The organism is Rouxiella badensis, from assembly GCF_026967515.2.
Taxonomy (GTDB): Bacteria; Pseudomonadota; Gammaproteobacteria; order Enterobacterales; family Enterobacteriaceae; genus Rouxiella; species Rouxiella badensis.
In genome coordinates this window covers 4,719,026-4,739,529 of sequence record NZ_CP114062.1, presented here as the reverse complement: position 1 = coordinate 4,739,529, position 20,504 = coordinate 4,719,026, and the positions used below count along the sequence as shown (strand labels likewise).

The 20,504-nt window shown below is 51.5% G+C and carries 15 protein-coding genes; 10 read left to right on the top strand and 5 right to left on the bottom strand.

The window, feature by feature from the left end; genetic code table 11:
- Nucleotides 1–66: 66 nt before the first annotated feature.
- Nucleotides 67–2,226: an ornithine decarboxylase SpeF gene (gene speF / locus O1V65_RS21905; RefSeq protein WP_017491887.1), complete on the bottom strand. Its 2,160-nt coding sequence runs from the start codon at nucleotides 2,224–2,226 to the stop codon at nucleotides 67–69.
- A gap of 736 nt (nucleotides 2,227–2,962) precedes the next feature.
- On the opposite strand from speF, the gene O1V65_RS21900 reads away from it, so the two are divergent.
- On the top strand, nucleotides 2,963–3,595 hold the full coding sequence (locus O1V65_RS21900; protein ID WP_269130029.1) for an NADPH-dependent F420 reductase: 633 nt from the start codon (nucleotides 2,963–2,965) through the stop codon (nucleotides 3,593–3,595).
- A gap of 40 nt (nucleotides 3,596–3,635) precedes the next feature.
- Here the strand turns inward: O1V65_RS21900 and O1V65_RS21895 are convergent, their stop codons facing one another.
- A complete protein-coding gene (locus O1V65_RS21895; protein ID WP_017491885.1) occupies nucleotides 3,636–4,376 on the bottom strand; it encodes an SDR family oxidoreductase in 741 nt (246 codons plus the stop codon).
- 74 nt (nucleotides 4,377–4,450) lie between these two features.
- Nucleotides 4,451–4,852 (bottom strand): (R)-mandelonitrile lyase, encoded by a 402-nt coding sequence (locus O1V65_RS21890; RefSeq protein WP_017491884.1) that lies wholly within the window; start codon nucleotides 4,850–4,852, stop codon nucleotides 4,451–4,453.
- 248 nt (nucleotides 4,853–5,100) lie between these two features.
- Here O1V65_RS21890 and O1V65_RS21885 point away from each other — a divergent pair, with 248 nt between their 5' ends.
- The gene (locus tag O1V65_RS21885; protein WP_269130028.1) at nucleotides 5,101–5,994 is read left to right on the top strand and encodes a LysR family transcriptional regulator; all 894 of its coding nucleotides are present in this window, start codon (nucleotides 5,101–5,103) and stop codon (nucleotides 5,992–5,994) included.
- A gap of 154 nt (nucleotides 5,995–6,148) precedes the next feature.
- Entirely contained in the window at nucleotides 6,149–7,249 is a 1,101-nt protein-coding gene (locus tag O1V65_RS21880) for an NADH:flavin oxidoreductase/NADH oxidase (protein ID WP_017491882.1), read from the top strand.
- 66 nt (nucleotides 7,250–7,315) lie between these two features.
- On the opposite strand, the gene O1V65_RS21875 is transcribed toward O1V65_RS21880, so the two are convergent.
- Nucleotides 7,316–7,510: a tautomerase family protein gene (locus O1V65_RS21875; protein ID WP_017491881.1), complete on the bottom strand. Its 195-nt coding sequence runs from the start codon at nucleotides 7,508–7,510 to the stop codon at nucleotides 7,316–7,318.
- Between the two features lie 199 nt (nucleotides 7,511–7,709).
- Between O1V65_RS21875 and O1V65_RS21870 the strand changes: the two genes are divergently transcribed.
- The 7 genes from O1V65_RS21870 (at nucleotide 7,710) to araC (ending at nucleotide 17,508) form a co-directional block, all read left to right on the top strand.
- Nucleotides 7,710–8,732 carry a LacI family DNA-binding transcriptional regulator gene (locus O1V65_RS21870; protein ID WP_038328013.1) on the top strand — a complete coding sequence of 341 codons (1,023 nt, stop codon included), beginning with the start codon at nucleotides 7,710–7,712 and terminating at the stop codon, nucleotides 8,730–8,732.
- A gap of 528 nt (nucleotides 8,733–9,260) precedes the next feature.
- Nucleotides 9,261–9,986 (top strand): gluconate 2-dehydrogenase subunit 3 family protein, encoded by a 726-nt coding sequence (locus tag O1V65_RS21865; protein ID WP_026110531.1) that lies wholly within the window; start codon nucleotides 9,261–9,263, stop codon nucleotides 9,984–9,986.
- A gap of 49 nt (nucleotides 9,987–10,035) precedes the next feature.
- The gene (locus tag O1V65_RS21860) at nucleotides 10,036–11,805 is read left to right on the top strand and encodes a GMC family oxidoreductase (protein ID WP_017491878.1); all 1,770 of its coding nucleotides are present in this window, start codon (nucleotides 10,036–10,038) and stop codon (nucleotides 11,803–11,805) included.
- 14 nt (nucleotides 11,806–11,819) lie between these two features.
- Nucleotides 11,820–13,073, top strand: coding sequence for a c-type cytochrome (locus O1V65_RS21855; protein WP_390896426.1), 1,254 nt, complete (start codon nucleotides 11,820–11,822; stop codon nucleotides 13,071–13,073).
- Between the two features lie 231 nt (nucleotides 13,074–13,304).
- Nucleotides 13,305–14,537 carry an oligosaccharide MFS transporter gene (locus O1V65_RS21850; protein ID WP_227953553.1) on the top strand — a complete coding sequence of 411 codons (1,233 nt, stop codon included), beginning with the start codon at nucleotides 13,305–13,307 and terminating at the stop codon, nucleotides 14,535–14,537.
- Nucleotides 14,538–14,551: 14 nt separating this feature from the next.
- Entirely contained in the window at nucleotides 14,552–16,585 is a 2,034-nt protein-coding gene (locus tag O1V65_RS21845; protein WP_269130027.1) for a beta-galactosidase, read from the top strand.
- Nucleotides 16,586–16,632: 47 nt separating this feature from the next.
- Nucleotides 16,633–17,508, top strand: coding sequence for an arabinose operon transcriptional regulator AraC (gene araC / locus O1V65_RS21840; protein ID WP_084913145.1), 876 nt, complete (start codon nucleotides 16,633–16,635; stop codon nucleotides 17,506–17,508).
- 124 nt (nucleotides 17,509–17,632) lie between these two features.
- Here araC and O1V65_RS21835 read toward each other — a convergent pair whose 3' ends face one another.
- Entirely contained in the window at nucleotides 17,633–20,068 is a 2,436-nt protein-coding gene (locus tag O1V65_RS21835; protein ID WP_084913144.1) for a glucose/quinate/shikimate family membrane-bound PQQ-dependent dehydrogenase, read from the bottom strand.
- Between the last annotated feature and the right edge of the window lie 436 nt (nucleotides 20,069–20,504).

Sequence of the window (20,504 nt, the reverse complement as noted above, 5' to 3'; positions counted from 1 at the left end):
ATGAAAAAACGGAGCCATTGCTCCGTTTTTTAAGGTCTTTTAAGGCATTCTTAGAGAAAAATCAGATTACTCGGCGATGACATAACCCATCACGCGCTTCCAACCGACCGTTTTCTCAACGTACACACCCTGCAATTCCGGTGAGAAGCCCGGCAGAATATTTATGCCCTCTTCCAGCGCCATGAAATAACGCTGAACTGCGCCCCCCCACAGTTCGCCCGGCACCACACAGAGCACGCCCGGAGGATAAGGCAGTGCGCCTTCCGCCGCGATGCGCCCTTCGGCCTGGCTAATGGGAACCAGCTCGACGTTGTCGCGAATGAATTCACTGTGCGCGTCCTGCGGGTTCATCACCACCTGCGGGAAGCCCTTCTCGCGGAACATCTCTTTTTGCAGCTCTTTTACGTCGAAGCTGACGTAAAGGTTATGCATCTCCTGACAGAGTTGACGAATAGTGTAGTCGCGGTAGCGCTCTTCATTCTTGCGATACACGGTCGGCAGTACTTCGCTCAGCAGCGCATCTTCTGCGATATAGCGTTCAAAACGGGCGATCTCTTGCACCAGGTGCTGCATCTTGGCCGGTGTTTCAGCCGGAGTCAGCAGGAACAGGATCGAGTTCAGGTCGCACTTCTCTGGCACGATGCCGTTCTCACGCAGGTAGTTAGCGAGAATGGTGGCCGGGATCCCGAACTCGGTGTATTTCCCGCTGCTTGCATCGATGCCCGGCGTGGTCAGCAACAGTTTGCAAGGGTCGACAAAGTACTGCTTCTCGGCATAGCCCGCGAAGGCGTGCCAGCGCTCGCCCGGCACGAAGTCGAAGAAGCGCACGTCGCTCGCCATCTGTTCGGTGTCGTGATCCTGCCACGGCTTACCGTCAATCAGCGGCGGCACGAACGGCTGGATCATCGAGCACTGATTTAGCAGCATCTTGCGAGTGTCAATGCCAAGCTTCACGCACTCCATCCACATATGCTTGCCGCTGCCGCCCGCATGCATACGCGCGTTGACGTCCAGCGCGGCAAACAGCGGGTAAAACGGACTGGTCGAGGCGTGCATCATAAAGGCGTTATTGAGCTTTTTATGGCTGCAATGGCGTTTCTGGCCTTTGATATGATTATCTTTTTTATGAATTTGCGAAGTTTGGGAGAAACCGGCCTGCTGTTTGTGCACCGACTGAGTGACGATAATTCCCGGATCGTTTTCGTTCAGCTCAAGCAGCAGCGGCGAACACTCTTTCATCATCGGGATGAACTGCTCATAGCCGACCCACGCCGAGTCAAACAGGATGTAGTCACACAGATGACCAATCTTCTCCACCACCTGACGGGCGTTGTAAACAGTGCCGTCGTAAGTGCCTAGCTGGATAATCGCCAGACGGAACGGGCGTTTTTCATTGGCGCGCTCAGGCGCAACCTCTTGAATTTGCTTACGCAGATAGCGCTCGTCGAAGCAGGCCGCGTCGATACCGCCGATGAAGCCAAACGGGTTACGCGCCGTTTCGAGATATACCGGCGTAGCGCCCGCCTGCAGCAGCGCGCCATGGTGGTTCGACTTGTGGTTATTGCGGTCGAACAGCACCAGATCGCCACGGGTCAGCAACGCGTTGGTCACCACCTTGTTGGCCGCCGAGGTGCCGTTAAGCACAAAATAGGTCTTGTCTGCGCTGAAGACTTTCGCCGCGTGTTTCTGCGCGTCTTTGGCCGATCCTTCGTGGATAAGCAGATCGCCCAGCTTCACGTCCGCGTTGCACATGTCCGAACGGAAGATGTTTTCGCCGAAAAACTCGAAGAACTGACGTCCGGCCGGATGACGACGGAAAAATTCCCCGCCCTGATGTCCCGGACAGGCAAAAGTGGAATTTTCCATCTCGACGTATTTCTTCAGCGTGTCGAAGAACGGCGGAAATAGCCCCTGCTCGTACTCGTCGGCAGCAGCTTCAAGCTGAGCGGCATAGAACGCCTGATTGGCATCGGCCAGGGCAAAAACGCCCTTGAGCGCAGACAAATAATTTGGAGAAACCTGCTCCGCTCCCTGTACTGCAACAAACGCAGGGATACTGAATCCCAGGGCTTCAACTGCCGCCAGCCTGCCGTTATTAAGGTCATCCACGGAAATTACTATCGCCGCAACGTCGGTGTAGTCCGCACTTTCAAGGCTTACTACGCCACGCGGTGTATCAAGATGGGATGCCACGGAGGCGCTTGCTGCTATTTTTAACTGTTTCATATTACAGGGCTCTCAAACGGTTAAGTAAGAGGGTGTGCCAGAGTGGCACGGCAATGAGCAGGTTTGTTCAACGCAGGGGACGCTTTTTACGTGGTCCATACGTGGAGACCGGCCCGACAAAGTGACGTTAGCTAAGGGGTGATGTCGAGATTAGGTAAGACGTTGCTCTATTTTTAAGCATAGTCGTTACGATACGATTAACCGGTCTCAGCCACGTCTGATAGACATCAGTAAAATCAGAGAACGGCTCTGTTTTTAATAATGCCTAACCGCGAGCAAAGGCTAGCCTTACCGCATGAAAGGATTTACAACGGGAGAAAAACAGGAAATGTCGAGGTCGCTGCACCCTGGCGTCATCATCAATGTTCTTTGGCACTGGCGTGCAGTGCAGTCTGATAAACCGGTCATGAGCCGCAACCCTCTTGAGCTGTCGCGTAGAAAAGAAAGTGTATTTTCTTGCCTAAGAAAACGGCGCAATAATCGCACCTTTTACCCTCAGGTTCAAGCCTGAAACATTGTCAAAAAATGAAAGAGTTTATGATACAAACGGCGATGTTTTTTTCAGGTCTCGCGAAGCGTTTTCGCACGCCAGAAACCTCGGCTCTCTGGGGGGAAAAGGGCGAAGGACCGCATAGATTGCTCCTTTGTCGTGACGCCATCATCTACGCTTAAGTAAACCTCAACCAACCTCAGGCAGGCTGCGCGAGTCTCTGTCCTGAGATGCGGAGATGAAAAGATGAAGATTGGAATAATAGGTGCAGGAATGGTGGGCAGAGCCTTTGCGACGGCGGCTATCAAACAGGGCCACGAGGTCATGATTGCCAACTCGCGCCAACCGGATACCCTTTACTCGCTAACAAAATCGCTCGGCGCCAAGGCCGGACTGGCAAAAGAGGCGGCCGAATTTGCCGACGTGGTATTGCTCGCCATCCCGTTTAAATATTACGAGCAGATCCCGGCAGAATGGTTAGTGGGCAAGGTTCTCATCGACGCCAATAACTATTACCCCGAACGCGATGGGCAAATCGCCCTGCTCGATAACAAAGAATCGACCACCAGCGAAATGATCGCCAGCCACTTTTCGGGGGCCAGAGTGGTCAAAGCATTCAACGCGATTTTAGCCGAGGAGATCCTCGGAGGCGGTAAGCTTGCGGGGTCGGAAAAGCACCGTGCGCACCCTATCGCCGGTGATGATCAGCAGGCAAAAAAAAGCGTTGAGCATCTGCTGGAGCAGTTTGGTTTTGAGGTCATAGACGTGGGTAATTTGAGCGAGGGATACCGCTTTGAACGTGGGTCACCCGCTTATTGCATTCCGATGGACGGGGCAATGCTGCGACAAACGCTGGAAGAGGTACAGAGCAATAATTAAGGCTGCGCTCGGGGGCTTTTGTCCCCCGGCGCATGGCCCATTACAGCTCTTGTCGAGTGGGGCGGAAAAGAATTTCGTTAATATCGACGTCTTCCGGCTGACTGATGGCAAAGGCTACTACGCTGGCGAATGACTCGGCCGAAATCGCCGTATCCTCATAGAATTGTTTGATATTTTTCGCCACGTCCGGCTCGGTGATGCTGTCAGCCAGCTCGCTGGTCACGGCCCCTGGAGAGATAATCGTCGTGCGAATATTGTAGGGCTTCACTTCCTGGCGCAGCCCCTCAGAGATGACGCGAACGGCAGTTTTCGTTGCCGCATAGACCGCGCTACCCGGGCGAACCTTGTGACCGGCAACCGATGAGGTATTGATAATATGCCCGCTTTTCTGCTCTTTCATGTACGGCAATGCTGCCGCAATGCCGTACAGCACGCCTTTGAGGTTAACGTCAATCATTGCGTTCCAGTCGTCGAACTTACGGCGTTCGAGCAATGAATGCGGCATCAAACCGGCGTTGTTAACAATCACGTCAATGCGCCCATAGTGGCTCACTGCTCGGTCCACCAGCGCCTGAACCTGCTGCGGGTCGGTCACGTCGGTTTTCAGAATAGCGTCTTTACTCAGCGAAAGTTCTTCGGCAATTTTGACCAGCCTGTCGAGGCGGCGTGCACCCAGCACCAGTTTTGCTCCGTCCTTGTGCAAACGACGCGCCAGTGCTTCGCCCAAACCGCTGCTGGCGCCCACGATAACTACCACTTTATTTTCGATACCTTGCGACATAGTGCCTCCGCATTTTTTCAAAATAGCTCTGATAAGACGCTGATATTTGTCTGATAACGGCTTAAAGGGTGCGACTACTTCTGATATTGCTCGTCAGTAACCTTTTCCAGCCATTCGATTGAGCTGCCGTTCAGTGATTCGGCGATAGCGATATGGGTCATGGCATTCTCTGGCGTGGCGCCATGCCAATGCTTTATGCCTTCCGGGATCCAGACGATATCACCTTGATGAATATCCTGAATTTCAGCCCCCCACTCCTGTAACCATCCACGCCCTTGCGTCACAATCAGCGTCTGACCAAGAGGATGAGTATGCCAGGCGTTGCGGGCTCCCGGCTCAAAAGTGACAATCGCGCCACTGATGTTCGCAGATTCCGTCCCTTTAAACGGCGAGTCGATTCGCACCTTGCCGGTAAAATAGGCTTCGGGAGCGGCCTGACTTGGCTGAGAACCTGCGCGGGTAATTTTTATGCTCATTGTTTCTCCGTGTCGGCAGAACTGCCGTCATTATTTTAGTGTTTATAAAATAGGGCTGTTTTAGAAAGTAACAAATAGGCAGAGCCAAGAGTAGATAGAATAATGCGCTAGAACATATGAGCTAAACTCATAAATGGGAGGGCCTGTCTGTGTTACAAAGAGCCAAGCGTCTTAAAGATTAGCCAAAAAAGTGATGCTCAGGCGAGAAATTGCAGACTGAGTCACGTTATTACCGACAAGGTATTTACATGCTAAAAGAAAACTTCAATGACTTAATGTCATTTCTGGTGGTGGCAAGAGAACGCAGTTTTACCCGCGCCGCGGCCAAACTGGGCGTATCCCAGTCGGCGTTAAGCCACGCAATACGCGGGCTGGAAGAGCGTCTTGAGGTGCGTCTTCTGACCCGTACCACGCGCAGCGTTGCCCCCACCGAAGCCGGTGAAAACCTGGTCAGTAGTATAGGTCCGCACTTTGAAGAAATTGAAAATCACCTCGATGCGCTGAGCGAAATTCGCGACAGGCCGAGCGGTAATATTCGCCTGACCGCAGGTGAACATGCGCTCGATTCGGCGCTGTGGCCGGTAATGAAAAATTTTCTGGCAGATTATCCTGATATTAACGTTGAGGTTATCGTCGATAACGCACTGATGGATATCGTCAGCGACAGATTCGATGCCGGCATCCGCCTGGGTGAACAAGTAGCGAAAGACATGGTTGCCGTCAGAATCGGGCCTGAAATGCGCATGGCGGTCGTCGGCACCCCGACATACTTCGAAAAATATGGCACGCCCTCTAACCCTCAAGATCTGCAAAATCATCGTTGTATAAATATGCGCTTACCGACACTCGGCGGGATCTATGCCTGGGAGTTCGAAAAAGAGGGCAAAGAGCTAAAAATAAGGGTCGATGGACAGCTGACCTTCAACAGCCTGCGTCAACGGCTAGAGGCGGCCCACCTGGGTTTCGGTCTAGTCTATTTACCTGAAGACGTGGTGAAGGACGACCTCACACAGGGCCGATTAATACGCGTACTCGAAGATTGGTGTGCACCATTCCCCGGCTATTATCTCTATTATCCCAGCCGCAAACAGCACACCAAAGCCTTCTCCCTATTGGTTGAGGCGCTGCGCTATCAACGGTAACCCTTCATATTTCGCAGGCCTCGATTATCAGGAAAACGGCGTAAGAGGTTCAATCTTGGCGAGTATTTCATAGGTCAACCGCACCGATTGGCAATCAATTTCCGCTTTCCATCAGCATGATTGCGGCATTCCTCAACTCATTTCGAGATCTGATATGTCCGGATTATTCTCTCCGTTTATCCTTAAAGACGTCACGCTGCGTAACCGCATCGCCATCCCCCCTATGTGCCAATACAGCGCGGTCGATGGCCTGACAAACGACTGGCATCGCGTGCATTACGCAAGCCTCGCGCGCGGTGGAGCGGGTCTGGTTATTGTCGAGGCGACCGCCGTGTCTCCCGAAGGTCGTATCACCCCCGGATGCCTGGGTTTATGGAACGATGTGCAGGCAGAAAGACTGGCGCAGATAGCCAAAGAGATTAAAGCTGCCGGTGCCGTGCCGGGGATTCAGATTGGTCACGCAGGCCGTAAAGCCAGCGCCAACCTGCCGTGGGAAGGTGATGATCATATCGCGGCGGGCGACAGTCGTGGCTGGGAGACAATCTCTCCCTCCGCCGTGGCGTTTGGTCACCACTTGCCCAAAGTACCTCACGAAATGACGCTGGCCGATATCGCTCGCGTTAAAGCCGATTTTGTTGCCGCGACTCGCCGCGCGCGTGATGCAGGTTTCGAATGGATTGAGCTGCACTTCGCTCACGGCTACCTGGCACAGAGCTTCTTCTCCGTGCACGCTAATCAGCGTCAGGACGCCTACGGCGGTAATGTCGAAGGGCGCAGCCGTTTCCTGCTCGAGACACTGGAAGCCGTGCGCAGTGAATGGCCTGAAAACCTGCCGTTGACTGCACGTTTCGGCGTGATTGAGTATGACGGACGCGATGAAGAAACGCTGGAAGAGGCTATCGGCCTCACCAAAAAATTCCGTGCGGGCGGGCTGGACCTGCTGAGCGTCAGCATCGGTTTCTCAACCGCCGACTCCAACATTCCCTGGGGTGCCGGATTCCTGGCACCTGTCGCCGAGCGCGTGCGTAATGAAGCGGGGATCCCGGTAGCTTCTGCATGGGGTATCGACTCACCGGTTATCGCCAGTCAGACCATCGAGCAGAATCAGCTGGATCTGGTGATGGTAGGCCGTGCGCACCTCGCTAACCCTAACTGGCCTTATCAGGCGGCCAAGGCACTGAGTAAAGAAGAGCCGTCATGGGTGCTGCCAGCGCCTTATGCACACTGGCTTGAACGCTATTCAACGGCTGAATAACGCACTTTGATACTGACGTTTCCCGCCTGATAACGGGCGGGAAATATTTAAAATAAGCTGCAAATTTTACTTTTTATTGAGTTCGCTAAACGGCACGCCACCGCGAGACTTGTTAACAGCCTTGGTCTCAACAATAGATACCACAACACGTTCGGCATCCACCTCTAAAGACTCCACCACGGCTTCGGTAATCTTCTTCATTAGCTTGGTTTTTTGCTCAACCGAGCGCCCTTCTACCGCGTAAACCACGATCTCTGGCATGTTCTCTTCCCTCGTCTAACGCTATTTGTGTAGGAAAAATAATACACTAGCATTTAACAACTACATTAATTTTAGTAACAATAATTGAACACTTTAACCCAAGGTTATGAAGGGATATTATGAGCGTACTAGAGAATGATTGCGCAAACATTCCCCCTTTCCAACGTAAGTTGGCGTGAGTTAACCAGTGGAAAATGCATTGAATAACGAAAAAACTGCTAACAAAAATCAATCCCGATCCCCCACGTTAGAGGACGTCGCCAGAGCCGCCGGGTTGTCACCGATGACGGTCAGCCGGGCTCTGAATAACCCAAAAGTTGTGCGTCCTGCGACGATTGCCCGCGTGATGGAGGCAGTCAACGTGACCGGGTACATTCCCAACATGCTGGCCGGGGGTTTGGCAACCAAACGTACCAAGCTGATTGCCGTGGTCGTGCCGCAAATCAATAACAATATGTTCGTTGATACCGTGCAGGCAATCGGGGATGAGCTGGCCCTGCGTGGCTACCATATGCTGCTGTGCATCGTCGGTTATACCCCCGAATCCGAGACCGATATTGTCGCCACGTTGCTTTCAAGACGGCCGGACGGCATCGTGCTGACCGGCATTCATCATTCGTCAGACCTTAAAAGGATCATCCTCAACGCCAATATTCCGGTCGTCGAAATCTGGGACATGACGCCGACTCCGCTGGACATGCTGATTGGCTTCTCACACGACAAAATCGGTCATGCGATCGGCCACTATTTCCTTGAGCAAGGCTTTACCCGCTTTGGTCTGATTTGCGCCTCCGACCGCCGCGCACAGGTTCGTAAAAAGGGTGCGATCGATGTCCTGCGTACCGCACCGGGCAGCTTTATCCGCGAGATAACCGTACCGGCTCCGGCAAATATGCAGGTCGGGCGCAGCGGTCTGGGCCAACTGATGCAAAACGGTGAAGAGTATGACGCGATTATCTGCACCTCAGACACGCTAGCACAGGGCGCAATTATGGAGGCCGAGGCGAGAGGCATGCAGGTTCCGCGCGATCTTAAGGTCATTGGCTTCGCGGATTTAAACTTTGCAGCCTATAACCGCCCGGCGATCACCACCATCTGCATCGATAAGGTCAAAATGGGCCAGCAGGCGGCCAACATGTTAGCCGATAAAATTGAAGGCTATCCGATTGCCGAAAGCGTCGTCGATATGGGCTTCTCGCTGGTTATACGTGAATCGGCCTAACACCCTGAGTTTCCCCGCACGCTTTTCTGTCTAGGCGTGCGGAAAATTTCCGCAGTATTTAATTTTTGCGTCATTCTTACTCTGTTTAAAACTGAACTTTACTCAGTTTTATTACCCTCTCCTCAAGCCTAAATTCCATATCATTAAATGAAACAAACTCTTATTTGTTTATTTTGTTATAAATGTTAGCTAACAAAACCAACATTTAATATCACAAACTTTCAGCATGAAATTATATTTTCCAGAGAGGGGCGCAATATAAAAAATGTACCAAATGGAACATAATAACATTTATTTGGCTTTTATTGCCTTATGAAAACCCCCACCAAATAAAATCATAACATTATGTTTTTTATGAAAATAAAAACAATAAATCATTGCACATAACATTTAAAAACCAATGAAAGCTTAATTAACCTGGGATTTATTCATTTATTTATAATGTTGCAGTGATATTATAATTCAGTACCCAACCACAATAATAATTAACCCACTCCTAACATTTAAGCCTGTGAGAGTCGTATTGCTATGCTCCTACAAAAGAAAACCACACGTCGTAAGTTCTTACTCGGATCAATAATGGCATTGCCCGTTAGCGCCATTATGATGAAAGGATTTACTGCCGCGCAGGCAGCAGAAATGGCCGCCCCCGAATTACTCGACTATAAACCGGTCTTTTTCAGCGCCGATGAGTGGCAGTTTATTATGGCCGCCGCGGACCGCCTGATCCCAGCGGGTGGCAAAGGGAAAGCCCCCGGCGCACTCGAAACCAATGTGCCTATTTTTATCGACCAGCAAATGCACGGCGAGTTTGGCAGTGAAATCTATATGCAAGGTCCGTTCAACGTGCACGCTCCCGCGACTATGGGTTACCAGTTGCCTTATCGCCCTCAGGAAATCTACAAAATAGGTATCCGCCTGGCAGAAAGTTGGTGCCAGCAGACACACCAGAAGGCTTTTCATCAGCTGTCTGAGCTGGAGAAAGACGACGTTCTGACCCAGCTTCAGAAAAACGTTATCAAATTCGCCGACCTGGGTGAGCAGTCTCTCGTTGCCTCGCAGTTCTTCAGCGAGCTGCTGTCGGATACTAAACACGGTTATCTCGCAGACCCGATTTACGGCGGTAACAAAGGCATGAAGGCCTGGATTGCCATCGGCTTCCCCGGTGCCCGTGCGAGCTACACCGAGTGGGTGAAACAGCACAACATCCCTTATCCACTGGGCCCGGTCAGCCTGACGGGTGCACGCGCCTAAGCCGAAACTGGCTGGATTTCCGTTTTCTGATGATTTGACAGGATTAATGATGGCACAAGTAACGAAAGAAGAAGTCGACGTCGTCGTCGTCGGCCTCGGTTGGGCAGGCTCATTGATGAGTATCGAGCTGGCGATGGCAGGCCTGAAGGTCCGCGCACTCGAACGCGGCGGTGACCGTAGCTACGAAGATTTTGCCTACCCCAAACCGGCAGACGAATACGCCTACGCGGTACGTAACAAGGTCATGGCTACTCCTGCAGAGGCCGCCGTAACGGTTCGCTACAACATGAGCGAAACGGCCTTACCGACCCGTAAATGGGGCGCGTTTGCACCAGGGACCGGCGTGGGGGGGTCTGGCCTACACTGGACGGCGGTACTTATCCGCCCGACCCCAACCGACTTGAAGCTCAAGACCTATGCCGATCGGGCTTATAAGCCCGGCATTTTACAGGAAGACATGCGTATCATGGACTTCCCCTTCAGCTGGGATGAGATCGAACCCTACTACACCAAGTTCGAGCATATTTGCGGTCAATCGGGTAAAACCGGCAACCTGCGCGGCCAAATCATGGAGGGAGGCGACCCGTTCGAAGGTCCGCGTTCAGAGCCGTATCCACTGCCTGCCCTGGAAGATACCCTCAACAGCAGTATGTTTGCCGACGTGGCGAAAAAGATGGGCTATCACCCCTTCCCGAACCCGTCCGCCTGCGTATCTCGCGCCTGGACCAACCCTTACGGTAATCAGATAGCACCTTGTAACTACTGCGGTTATTGCAGTAAATACCCTTGTCTCAACTACTCCAAGGCCTCGCCGCAGACGGCGGTGATGGACGCCTTAAAACGGAGGGAGAACTTCTCCTACGAAGTGCATGCCAACGTGCTGAAAGTCGTGTTGCACGATGACAAAAAAACCGCCAAAGGCGTTATCTACATCGACGCGCAGGGCAACGAGTGCTTCCAGCCCGCCAAGATTGTGGTGCTGAGCAGCTTCCAGTTCTGCAACGTACGCCTGATGCTGTTGTCGGGCATCGGTAAGCCTTACAACCCGATTACGGAAGAAGGTGTGGTGGGTCGTAACTATGCGTTCCTGAGTAACGGCGGCTCGACGCTGTTCTTCAAAGACAAAAACTTTAACCCGTTTGCAACGGCAGGCGCCACCGGACAGATGATCAACGACATCTCACCGGGTAACTTCGACGGTCCGGGATTAGGCTTCATCGGCGGCGCGAAAATTCACAGTTCTCAGGCCACAGGGACGCCAATCAGCACCTCGCTGCCGAAGGGAACGCCGAGCTGGGGAACCGGCTGGAAAGAGGGCATGGAAGAGTGGTACGGCCATTCGATGAAAATCAGCATCACCACGACTTGCCAGTCGTATCGCGATATTTATCTCGACCTGGATCCGAACTACAAAGACGAATACGGCATGCCGCTGCTGCGTATGACCTTCGACTGGAAACAGAACGAACTCAAGCTACAGCAGTATCTTAAAGGGATCGTGGGCAATATCACCAAAGAGCTAAACCCTGACAGCTACAGCGAAAGCTTCCTGCCGATGGACGCACACTTTGACCTGACCAAATATGTCTCCACACACAACGTGGGTGGCGCGGTGATGGGGGACAATCCGAAAACCTCAGCGCTGAACAAGTACCTGCAAAGTTGGGATGTGCACAACGTCTTCGTGCCGGGCGGCAACGCTTTTCCGCAAAACTTCCAGGCTAACCCAACCGATACTATTGGCGCTATTACGCTAATGGCTGCACAGGCGATTAAAGATCACTATCTGAAAAATCCCGGCCCATTGGTACAGGTATAAGTGACATGAACATGATGAATCTCAAGAGCTTCTTATTTGCTAACGTCGTCTTTATGGGAGCAGGCTTTATGGCACACGCTCAGGCCGATGACGCAGCGCTTATCAAACAGGGCGAATACGTTTCACGGCTGGGCGACTGCGGGGCGTGCCACACGACAGCAGGCAGGCCAGCCTTTTCCGGCGGACTGGCCATCAGGTCGAACTTAGGCACTATTTATTCGACCAACATTACGCCGGATAAAGACCACGGTATCGGCGGCTACAGCGAACAGCAGTTCTCCGATGCGGTTCGTAAGGGCGTATTGCCTGACGGTACGCGGCTGTATCCGGCAATGCCCTACCCTGATTACGCCAAAATTAACGATAAGGATATGCACGCGCTCTACGCCTATTTCATGCAGGGTGTAAAACCGAGTGCCGAATCGCCGCCAAAAACCGAACTCAGCTTCCCGTTCAGCCAGCGCTGGGGCATGCGCTTCTGGAACTGGGCTTTCACCTCTGACAAGCCTTTCCAGCCTATTGGTGGCGCATCGGCTGAGGTCAATCGTGGCGCTTATCTGGTCGAAAGCCTTGGACACTGCGGCAGCTGCCATACACCGCGTGGCCTTGGCATGAACGAGAAAGCACTCGACAGCGGCGATGCTCAATTCCTTGCTGGGGGCAGCCTTAACGGGTGGGAAGTCCCTTCCCTGCGCGGTATCGCACACTGGAATGAACAGGAAATTGTTGATTACCTGGGCAAAGGTCGCAACGACAAAGCCGCCGTGGGCGGTGAGATGACCTCGGTGGTAGAAAACAGCACCGCCTATATGACCGAGGCTGACCTGAAAGCGATTGCCGCTTACGTGAAGTTTTTGGGTGGAAACCCTCCGCTATCGGCGGAGGATACTCAGTCAAACAACGCAACCGAGGCCAGACTGACCGCAGCGAAAAACCTGAGCGTCGGCGAACGTTTGTATCTGGACAACTGCGGAGCATGCCATTTTGTGACCGGCAAAGGGGCGCCGGGCGTCTTCCCGCAGCTGAGTCAGGCGACAATTGTTAATGCGCAGGACCCTACGGGATTGATCCACACAATCCTCGCCGGTGCGCAACAGCCTTCTACCGCACGGGCACCGTCTACGCTGGCAATGCCAGGCTTTGCGGCACGCCTGTCTGACGACGAGGTTGCCCAGCTCTCAACCTTTATTCGTCAAGGTTGGAGCAACAAGGCGCCGCCTGTGACGGCCGATGAGGTGAGTAAGGTACGAAAAAGCCTGCAACCTTGATCGGGCTCTGAATGACCAAAAGATGATTTTTGTCTGAAATCCCCTTAAAACCCTGACGGCTTCCTGACTAAGGAAGCCGTTTTTTATTTCCCCCTTGGCCAACGTGAGGTTGCTCACAAAGCGACCCTGTGCAGCAGATTTTTCTATGTTAGCAGCATCTCTTTACCGCTTTATGTGGATATTTAGCGCTAAGTTAATTCCACGACCCATTCGGGGGTAACGAGGTGAATCATGCTAAAACTCAATAATAATTATCTCATGTGTTGCCTGTTCTTTTTGTTCTTCTTTATTGGATGGGGAAGTTGTTATCCCTATCTTTCACTGTGGCTCACGGACACTATTGGCATTGATTATGCCGACGTTGGCCTGGTTTATTCCTTTACTGCCATTGTCTCTGTCTGCGTACAGCCTATTTTCGGATTTGTGGCCGACAAACTTATATTTAGAAAAAATCTAATGTGGATGCTGGCGATTATTATTACGCTGTTCGCCCCTTATTGGATTTGGATTTTTGCTCCACTGCTTAAATACAATGTCATACTCGGTGCCTTGGCGGGCGGCATCTATATTGGTTTTGCTTTTGGTGCAGGCTGTGGCGTGTGCGAAGCCTATATCGATAAAGTCAGCCGCATGACGGGATTCGAATTTGGTAAGGCAAGAATGTTTGGCGGTATTGGTGCGGCCATCGCCACCTTTATGGCGGGTATTCTCTACGGAATAGACCAGAATCTCATCTTCTGGATGGCAAGCTGTGCAGGGGTTATTTTATTGTTCATTGTGTGGAAGACCAATCCACGTGTTTCAATCAATGATGCCGCACAGGGGAGCCGACGCGCGCCCGTCACGCTCGAAGACGTGCGTAATTTAATGAAAATGCGCAAGTTTTGGTTCTTCGCCCTCTACATGGTTGGCGTCGGCGCGGTGTATGAAACCTACGATCAGCAGTTTGCCATTTACTACAGCCATTTCTTTTCCAGTAAAGCACGCGGCGCTGAAGTTTTCGGTTATCTTTACACGGCACAGATATTTCTTGATGCCATAGTCATGTTCTTCTCGCCGTGGTTTGTGAATAAAATTGGCCCCAAGAATGCCCTGATCTACTGCGGTCTGATCATGAGTCTTCGTATCATTGGTTCAGCTTACGCGGTTGGACCTGTCTCAATTAGCGCCGTCAAAATGCTGCATGGATTCGAAAGTTCGGTATTTTTAGTCGCGGGCCTAAAATATATCGCTAAAAACTTTAACCCATGGCTTTCGGCAACGGTGTATTTAATCGGCTTCCAGTTCTCAAAAAGGTTTAGCGAAATATTTCTTTCCAGCGCTATTGGCCATATGTATAAAAACTTTGGCTTTGCGGACAGCTATTTGGTTCTAGGGCTTATCGCCTTTTCATTTACGCTCATTTCCTACTTCACATTAGATAAAGCACGCGCTTTTATTCCTCGAAAGACAATCACTGAATAATATCAGGAGGCAGTATGTCGGCGATTTACTACGGTGTGGCCTATTATGATGAATATATGCCTGAAGACAGGCTGGCAGCAGATATTAGCATGATGAAGGATGCCGGTATTAACATCGTGCGTATCGCAGAATCAACCTGGAGTACGCTCGAGCCGCAGCAAGGAGAGTACTGCTTTTATCATATTGACCGCGTTCTGGACGCCATGCACGAGGCCGGTATTGCGGTGATTATCGGTACGCCGACGTATGCTATTCCCTCCTGGCTGGCGCGTAAACATCCCGAAGTGATGGTGACTACCCTCAAGGGAAAGGAAAAATATGGTCGCCGTCAGATTATGGATATCGTCAGCCCCGTTTTTCTGAGCTATGCGGAAAATATCATCCGCGTATTGCTAGAGCACGTGCACAAGCATCCGGCCATCGTGGGCTACCAGCTGGATAATGAAACCAAGCACTACGATAACGTCGGGCCAGTGATGCAGCAAAAATTCATCGCCCACCTTCGCGAACGTTATCCTGACCTTCACCAGTTGAATAAGGATTTTGGGCTGGATTACTGGAGTAACCGTATCGACCATTGGGAGGATTTCCCCCCCGTCGAGAACACGATTAACGCCAGCCTGGGCTGCGCTTTCTCGACCTTTCAGCGTCAAACAGTGACCGATTATCTGGCGTGGCAAAGCCAGATAGTAAAAGAATATGCGCGTCCGGAGCAGTTTATTACCCATAATTTTGACTTCGAATGGCGTGGTTACTCCTATGGTGTACAACCTCGGGTCGATCATTTCTCTGCCGCAAAGGCATTAACCGTTGCCGGTGTGGATATTTACCATCCTTCTCAGGAGCAGCTGACCGGCCGTGAAATCTCCTTTGGCGGTGACATTGCTCGAGCATTGAAACAGGGAGCCGGATATTTTGTGCTGGAGACCGAAGCCCAGGGATTTGCGCAATGGACACCTTTCCCCGGCCAGCTTCGCCTACAGGCCTTCAGTCATATCGCCTCCGGCGCCAGAATGGTTTCCTACTGGCATTGGCACTCTATTCACAATTCATTCGAAACTTATTGGAAAGGCCTGTTGAGCCACGATTTCTCCCCTAATCCTACCTATCTGGAGGCCAAAACCATTGGCGCAGAGTTGGCAACGCTGTCGGATTATCTGGAGGACATGAAAATCGACAATGAGGTGGCTATTCTGGTGAGCAATGAGGCGATGGATGCGTTCAACTGGTTTAAACCTGGTGACGCGCAAAGCAACGTTTATAACAACGTTTTTCGCCGCTTTTATGACGCGCTTTACGACAGCAATATTTCCGTGGATATCATCAACGACGTCAATTCAGACACCTCGCGCTACAAGGCTATCGTTGTTCCAGCACTCTACGCCGCCTCTGACGCGCTCTTGCAACGAATCAACCACTATGTCGAATCGGGAGGCCATGCGCTTATCAGTTTTAAAAGCGGCTTCAGTGATGAAAACGTGAAAGTCAGGACCCAAAGCCAACCGGGTGTTATTAAAGCGTGCTGCCGAGTCAGCTACAGCCAGTTTGTTCTGCCGCAGGATGTCGGCCTGACCAGCCAGGTGGGTGACTTTACCCTTGCCGACGATGAGCGCGCCGAGTTATGGATGGAGCTGCTGACCCCCGATGACGCGGATAAAGTCCAGGTACTCGCCCGCTATCAGCATCCCGTTTGGGGAAAATATGCCGCCATAACCGAGTCGCAATACGGTAAGGGGTCGGCTATTTATATCGGTTGCCTAAGCAGTAAGCCGGTGATTTCACAGTTGGTCAAGCGCCTGACCCAAAAGGGCTCTTTGGCGTCTTGCCACACGGCTCACAGTTTCCCAATCATTGTTAAAAAGGCACTAGGCAGGGCGGGTAAAACACTGACATTCTTCTTTAATTACTCTTTAGAACCGCAGCAGATAACCGCGCCAGAAAACAGCGTTTGCCTGCTGGGCAATGCACCCGCGTCTTCTAACGGCCATCAGCCTATAGAACCCTGGGGAGTGCGCGTTTACCAATCGGAAGTCGAGTCCCCAAAGTAAAGTGCCATTAATCTCTCACTTACCGGCAGCCAGGCAGGGCAAATGAAATGGAATTGAATCAGCAAGACAGGGTGAGCTATTCACCATTGATGAAAAGTTTCACCTTCAATGCCTATCTGGTGGCCGGTTATACGCCAATATCACGCGCCAGCCCGCTTGATTACTACATAAACCGCCCCGGTGGCATGAAGGGTTATATTTTACATATGACCTTAAGAGGCGAAGGCAGGATAAAAGCCGGCAATCGATACATCTACAGTCGTATTAACGATCTGTTTCTCTTTCCACCCGATGTTGCCCACCACTATGGCCGCGCAGACAACAGCGAGCATTGGGATCATCTATGGATATATTTTCATCCACGTCCCTACTGGCTAGACTGGCTACGCTGGGACAGGCTTGAAGATAATATCGGCGTGACGTCGCTCAATAACCCAGCCTTAACGGGGCAGATTCAGGACTATTTTTGGGAGGTCATCCAGCAGAATGCCAGCAACGAATTACTCAGCGAGGCTCTGGCAATGAATGCACTGGAGCGACTGATTATCTCGTGTTTCAAGCTGCAGCCCGCCTCAAATCACCAAAGCGTAGACCCAAGAATCAGCGCCTTATGCCATTACATTACCGATCATATTGCCGATGAGTTGACGATTGAACATCTCGCCGGGCAGGTATTTTTATCCCCTTCCCGGCTGGCACATCTGTTCAAAAAGGAGATGCAGCAAACCCTATTTTCCTGGCGGGAAAAGCAGCGCATCAACCGCGCCAGAAACCTTCTTCAGTCAACGCACCTGGCGATTGGGCAGGTTTCCCAGGCGGTAGGTTATGAGGATCCGCTCTATTTTTCGCGTATTTTCAGGCATCACGTTGGCGTGAGTCCACGGCAGTATAAAAAGCGCTATGAGCAGAGAATCACTATTTGACGCGGCAAAGATTCACACTCTTAAAAAGATCGGGGTGTAATCGGAAAATTTGCAGATTGATATTTATAAAAAAAGCCCCGACTGTCTCCAGCCGGGGCTTTATCATTCAACCAAGCGCGAGCGCTTATTTGTTGTCTAGTGCGTAGGCAATAACGTAGTCACCGCGGTCTGGTGACTGGCGTGCGCCGCCTGCAGAGATAAGGATGTACTGTTTACCGGTTTTCGGTGAAACGTAGCTCATTGGGCCGCCGCCGCTGCCTACTGGCAGACGCGCTTTCCAAACTTCCTTACCGGTTGACTCATCGAATGCACGCAGGTAGTAGTCCTGAGTACCGGCGATGAATACCAGGCCGCCCTGAGTTGCCAGAGTACCGCCCAGAGTAGGCATACCCACAGGCATTTTAACCCGCATTTTGATACCGAATGGACCGGTGTCCTGAACAGTACCGGCCGGAACCTGCCAGACGATTTTCTGAGTATTCAGGTCAATCGCAGACAGTGTACCGAAAGGTGGTTTCTGACACGGGATACCCAGCGGAGACATGAAGCGGTCTTTGTTGACGCCGTAAGGAGTGCCTTTCAGAGGAACGGCGCCCATACCGGTGTTAACAGACTCGCCACCGTTGCTTGCAGCAACGTTGTTGTTGTTCTGCTTGATCATCTGTACCCACAGGCCCAGACGCATGTCATTAACAAACATATAATGGTGATTCGGGTCGAAGGACATGCTGCCCCAGTTCATCCCGCCCAGAGAACCTGGGAAGCTCAGAGACTTATCGGTATCTGGCGCGGTGAACAGACCGTCATAACGCATTGATTTGAAGCTAATACGACACATCAGCTGGTCGAACGGTGTCGCACCCCACATGTCCGATTCGGTCAGTTTCTGATTGCCAATTGAAGGCATACCTACAGAGAACGGCTGAGTTTTAGAGTACTGCTCGTTAGGAATATTACGCGTCTTAACAGGCAGTTCTTTAACTTCGGTCAGCGGCTTACCGGTCAGGCGATCGAGCACGAAGATCTGACCCGTTTTAGCACCGATGATAACGGCGGGTTTAGTCGTACCGTCTTTCATCTTGAAGTCGATCAGACTTGGCTGCATCGGCAGGTCAAAGTCCCACAGATCGTTATGAACGGTCTGATAAACCCACTTCTCTTTACCGGTCGTCGCATCAACCGCCAATACGGAGGCACCGTATTTGTGGTCCAGCGCGTTACGGTTTGCACCCCAAAGGTCAACAGATGGGCTACCCATAGGCATGAACACGGTGTTCATTGCTGGGTCGTAAGACATTGGTGCCCATGAGTTTGGCGTACTGCGAACGTAGGTCTGACCCGGTTGCAGCTTCGCGTTTGGATCTGGATTGCCTGGGTCGAACGCCCAACGCATTTGACCGGTGATAACGTCGAAACCACGAATTACACCACCCGGCATATCGGTTTGTACGTTATCCGCAACACGGCCGCCCACCACAACGGTGGTACCGGCAACAGTTGGGGCGGAGGTCAGCTGGTATTTAGGATCGCCTGCTTCACCCAGACCGGCTTTCAGGTCAACAACACCGTTGTTACCGAAGTCTGAACAGAACTCACCGTTGTCGGCGTTGATAGCAACCAGACGCGCATCAATGGTGTTCATCAGAATACGACGCTGACAGGTGTCACCGGCAGCCAGTACAGGCTGCGGTACCGGCGTAGAGTTTGGCACCGTTGGCTGTACAACAGGCTTAGTCGCATCGAAGTAGGCCAGACCACGGCAACGGTTCCAAACCTGTGCCTGCGCGTTGATTTCACGCTTCCAGATTTGTTTGCCGGAATCGACATCGACAGCGATGACGTTGTTGTGTGGAGTACACAGGAATACTTTGTCGCCAATCTGCAGCGGAGTTTCCTGATCTTCTGCACCGTTTCCTCCTGGGCTGATTGGGGTATCGCCGGTGTGGAAGGTCCAGGCAACTTTCAGATCTTTAACGTTGTTACGGTTGATCTGATCCAACGCCACGAAGCGGTTACCGCCTGGGGTATTGCCCCAGTTGCTCCAGTCTTTTTGCTCTTTGGCTTTATCAACAGGTACCAGAGGCAGCTCATTACCATTAGAAGCAACGGTCGGATGCGGCTGGAACATCTGCACGAAGGTTACCACCATGCCCACGGCCAATACGGCAGTCAGGACGTAGGACAGCTTGGCGAAACTCGCCTTACCTTCTTTTTTACGCAGGATTGGCCAGGTAGCAAAGCCTAACAGCATAAAGCCCGTAGGCACCATCAAACGGGATACCAGTGGCCAGAAATCCCAACCTGCATCAAAGAATGACCAGATGAGGGTTCCAAGGAACACCAGAACGAACAGGACTACAGCAGAAGATTTACCACGGAAGTATTGAATAGCAGATAACACCATCACAATGCCGGCAATCAAGAAGTACCAGCTACCACCGAGAGAAACCAGTTTTCCACCTTCAATGGCGAAGAACAAGCCACTTACGGTAAGAATAACCCCTAAAATACAACACCATAGCCTGAGTATGAGGCTCGACTGGGAATTTAATCCAGACATGCAGGCACTCTCCAAAAAAATTTATTTTGATAGTAATTACAAATTGTAATAGTTACTACGGTCTTCTCAAGGATGAACAACTTAAATATATTTGCGTCAAAACATGAGCGCGGCATTGTACCACCTGATTCGTTTTAGTGTTAACGCTATAACTCTTTCTGACCAATTTATTAACAATTTTGTACAACCACCCTGCTAAAGATGCGGTTATTCAGTACGTTAACCCAAAAAACCTCAGGGTCGAATTTGTAACGGTGGTGTATGTCAGACCACACACTTAGCATGGATATCTGGTCATAAATTGACATGATTAAGCGTTTTTTCACGATGAAAAGCGGGATTTTGGGGCGCAGCAGGAACAATAAAGTGTTATACGAAACAAAATGTTAACTAAACGAACCAGAAAAAAACGGCGTTTTTTCGCTACAGTTTGAAA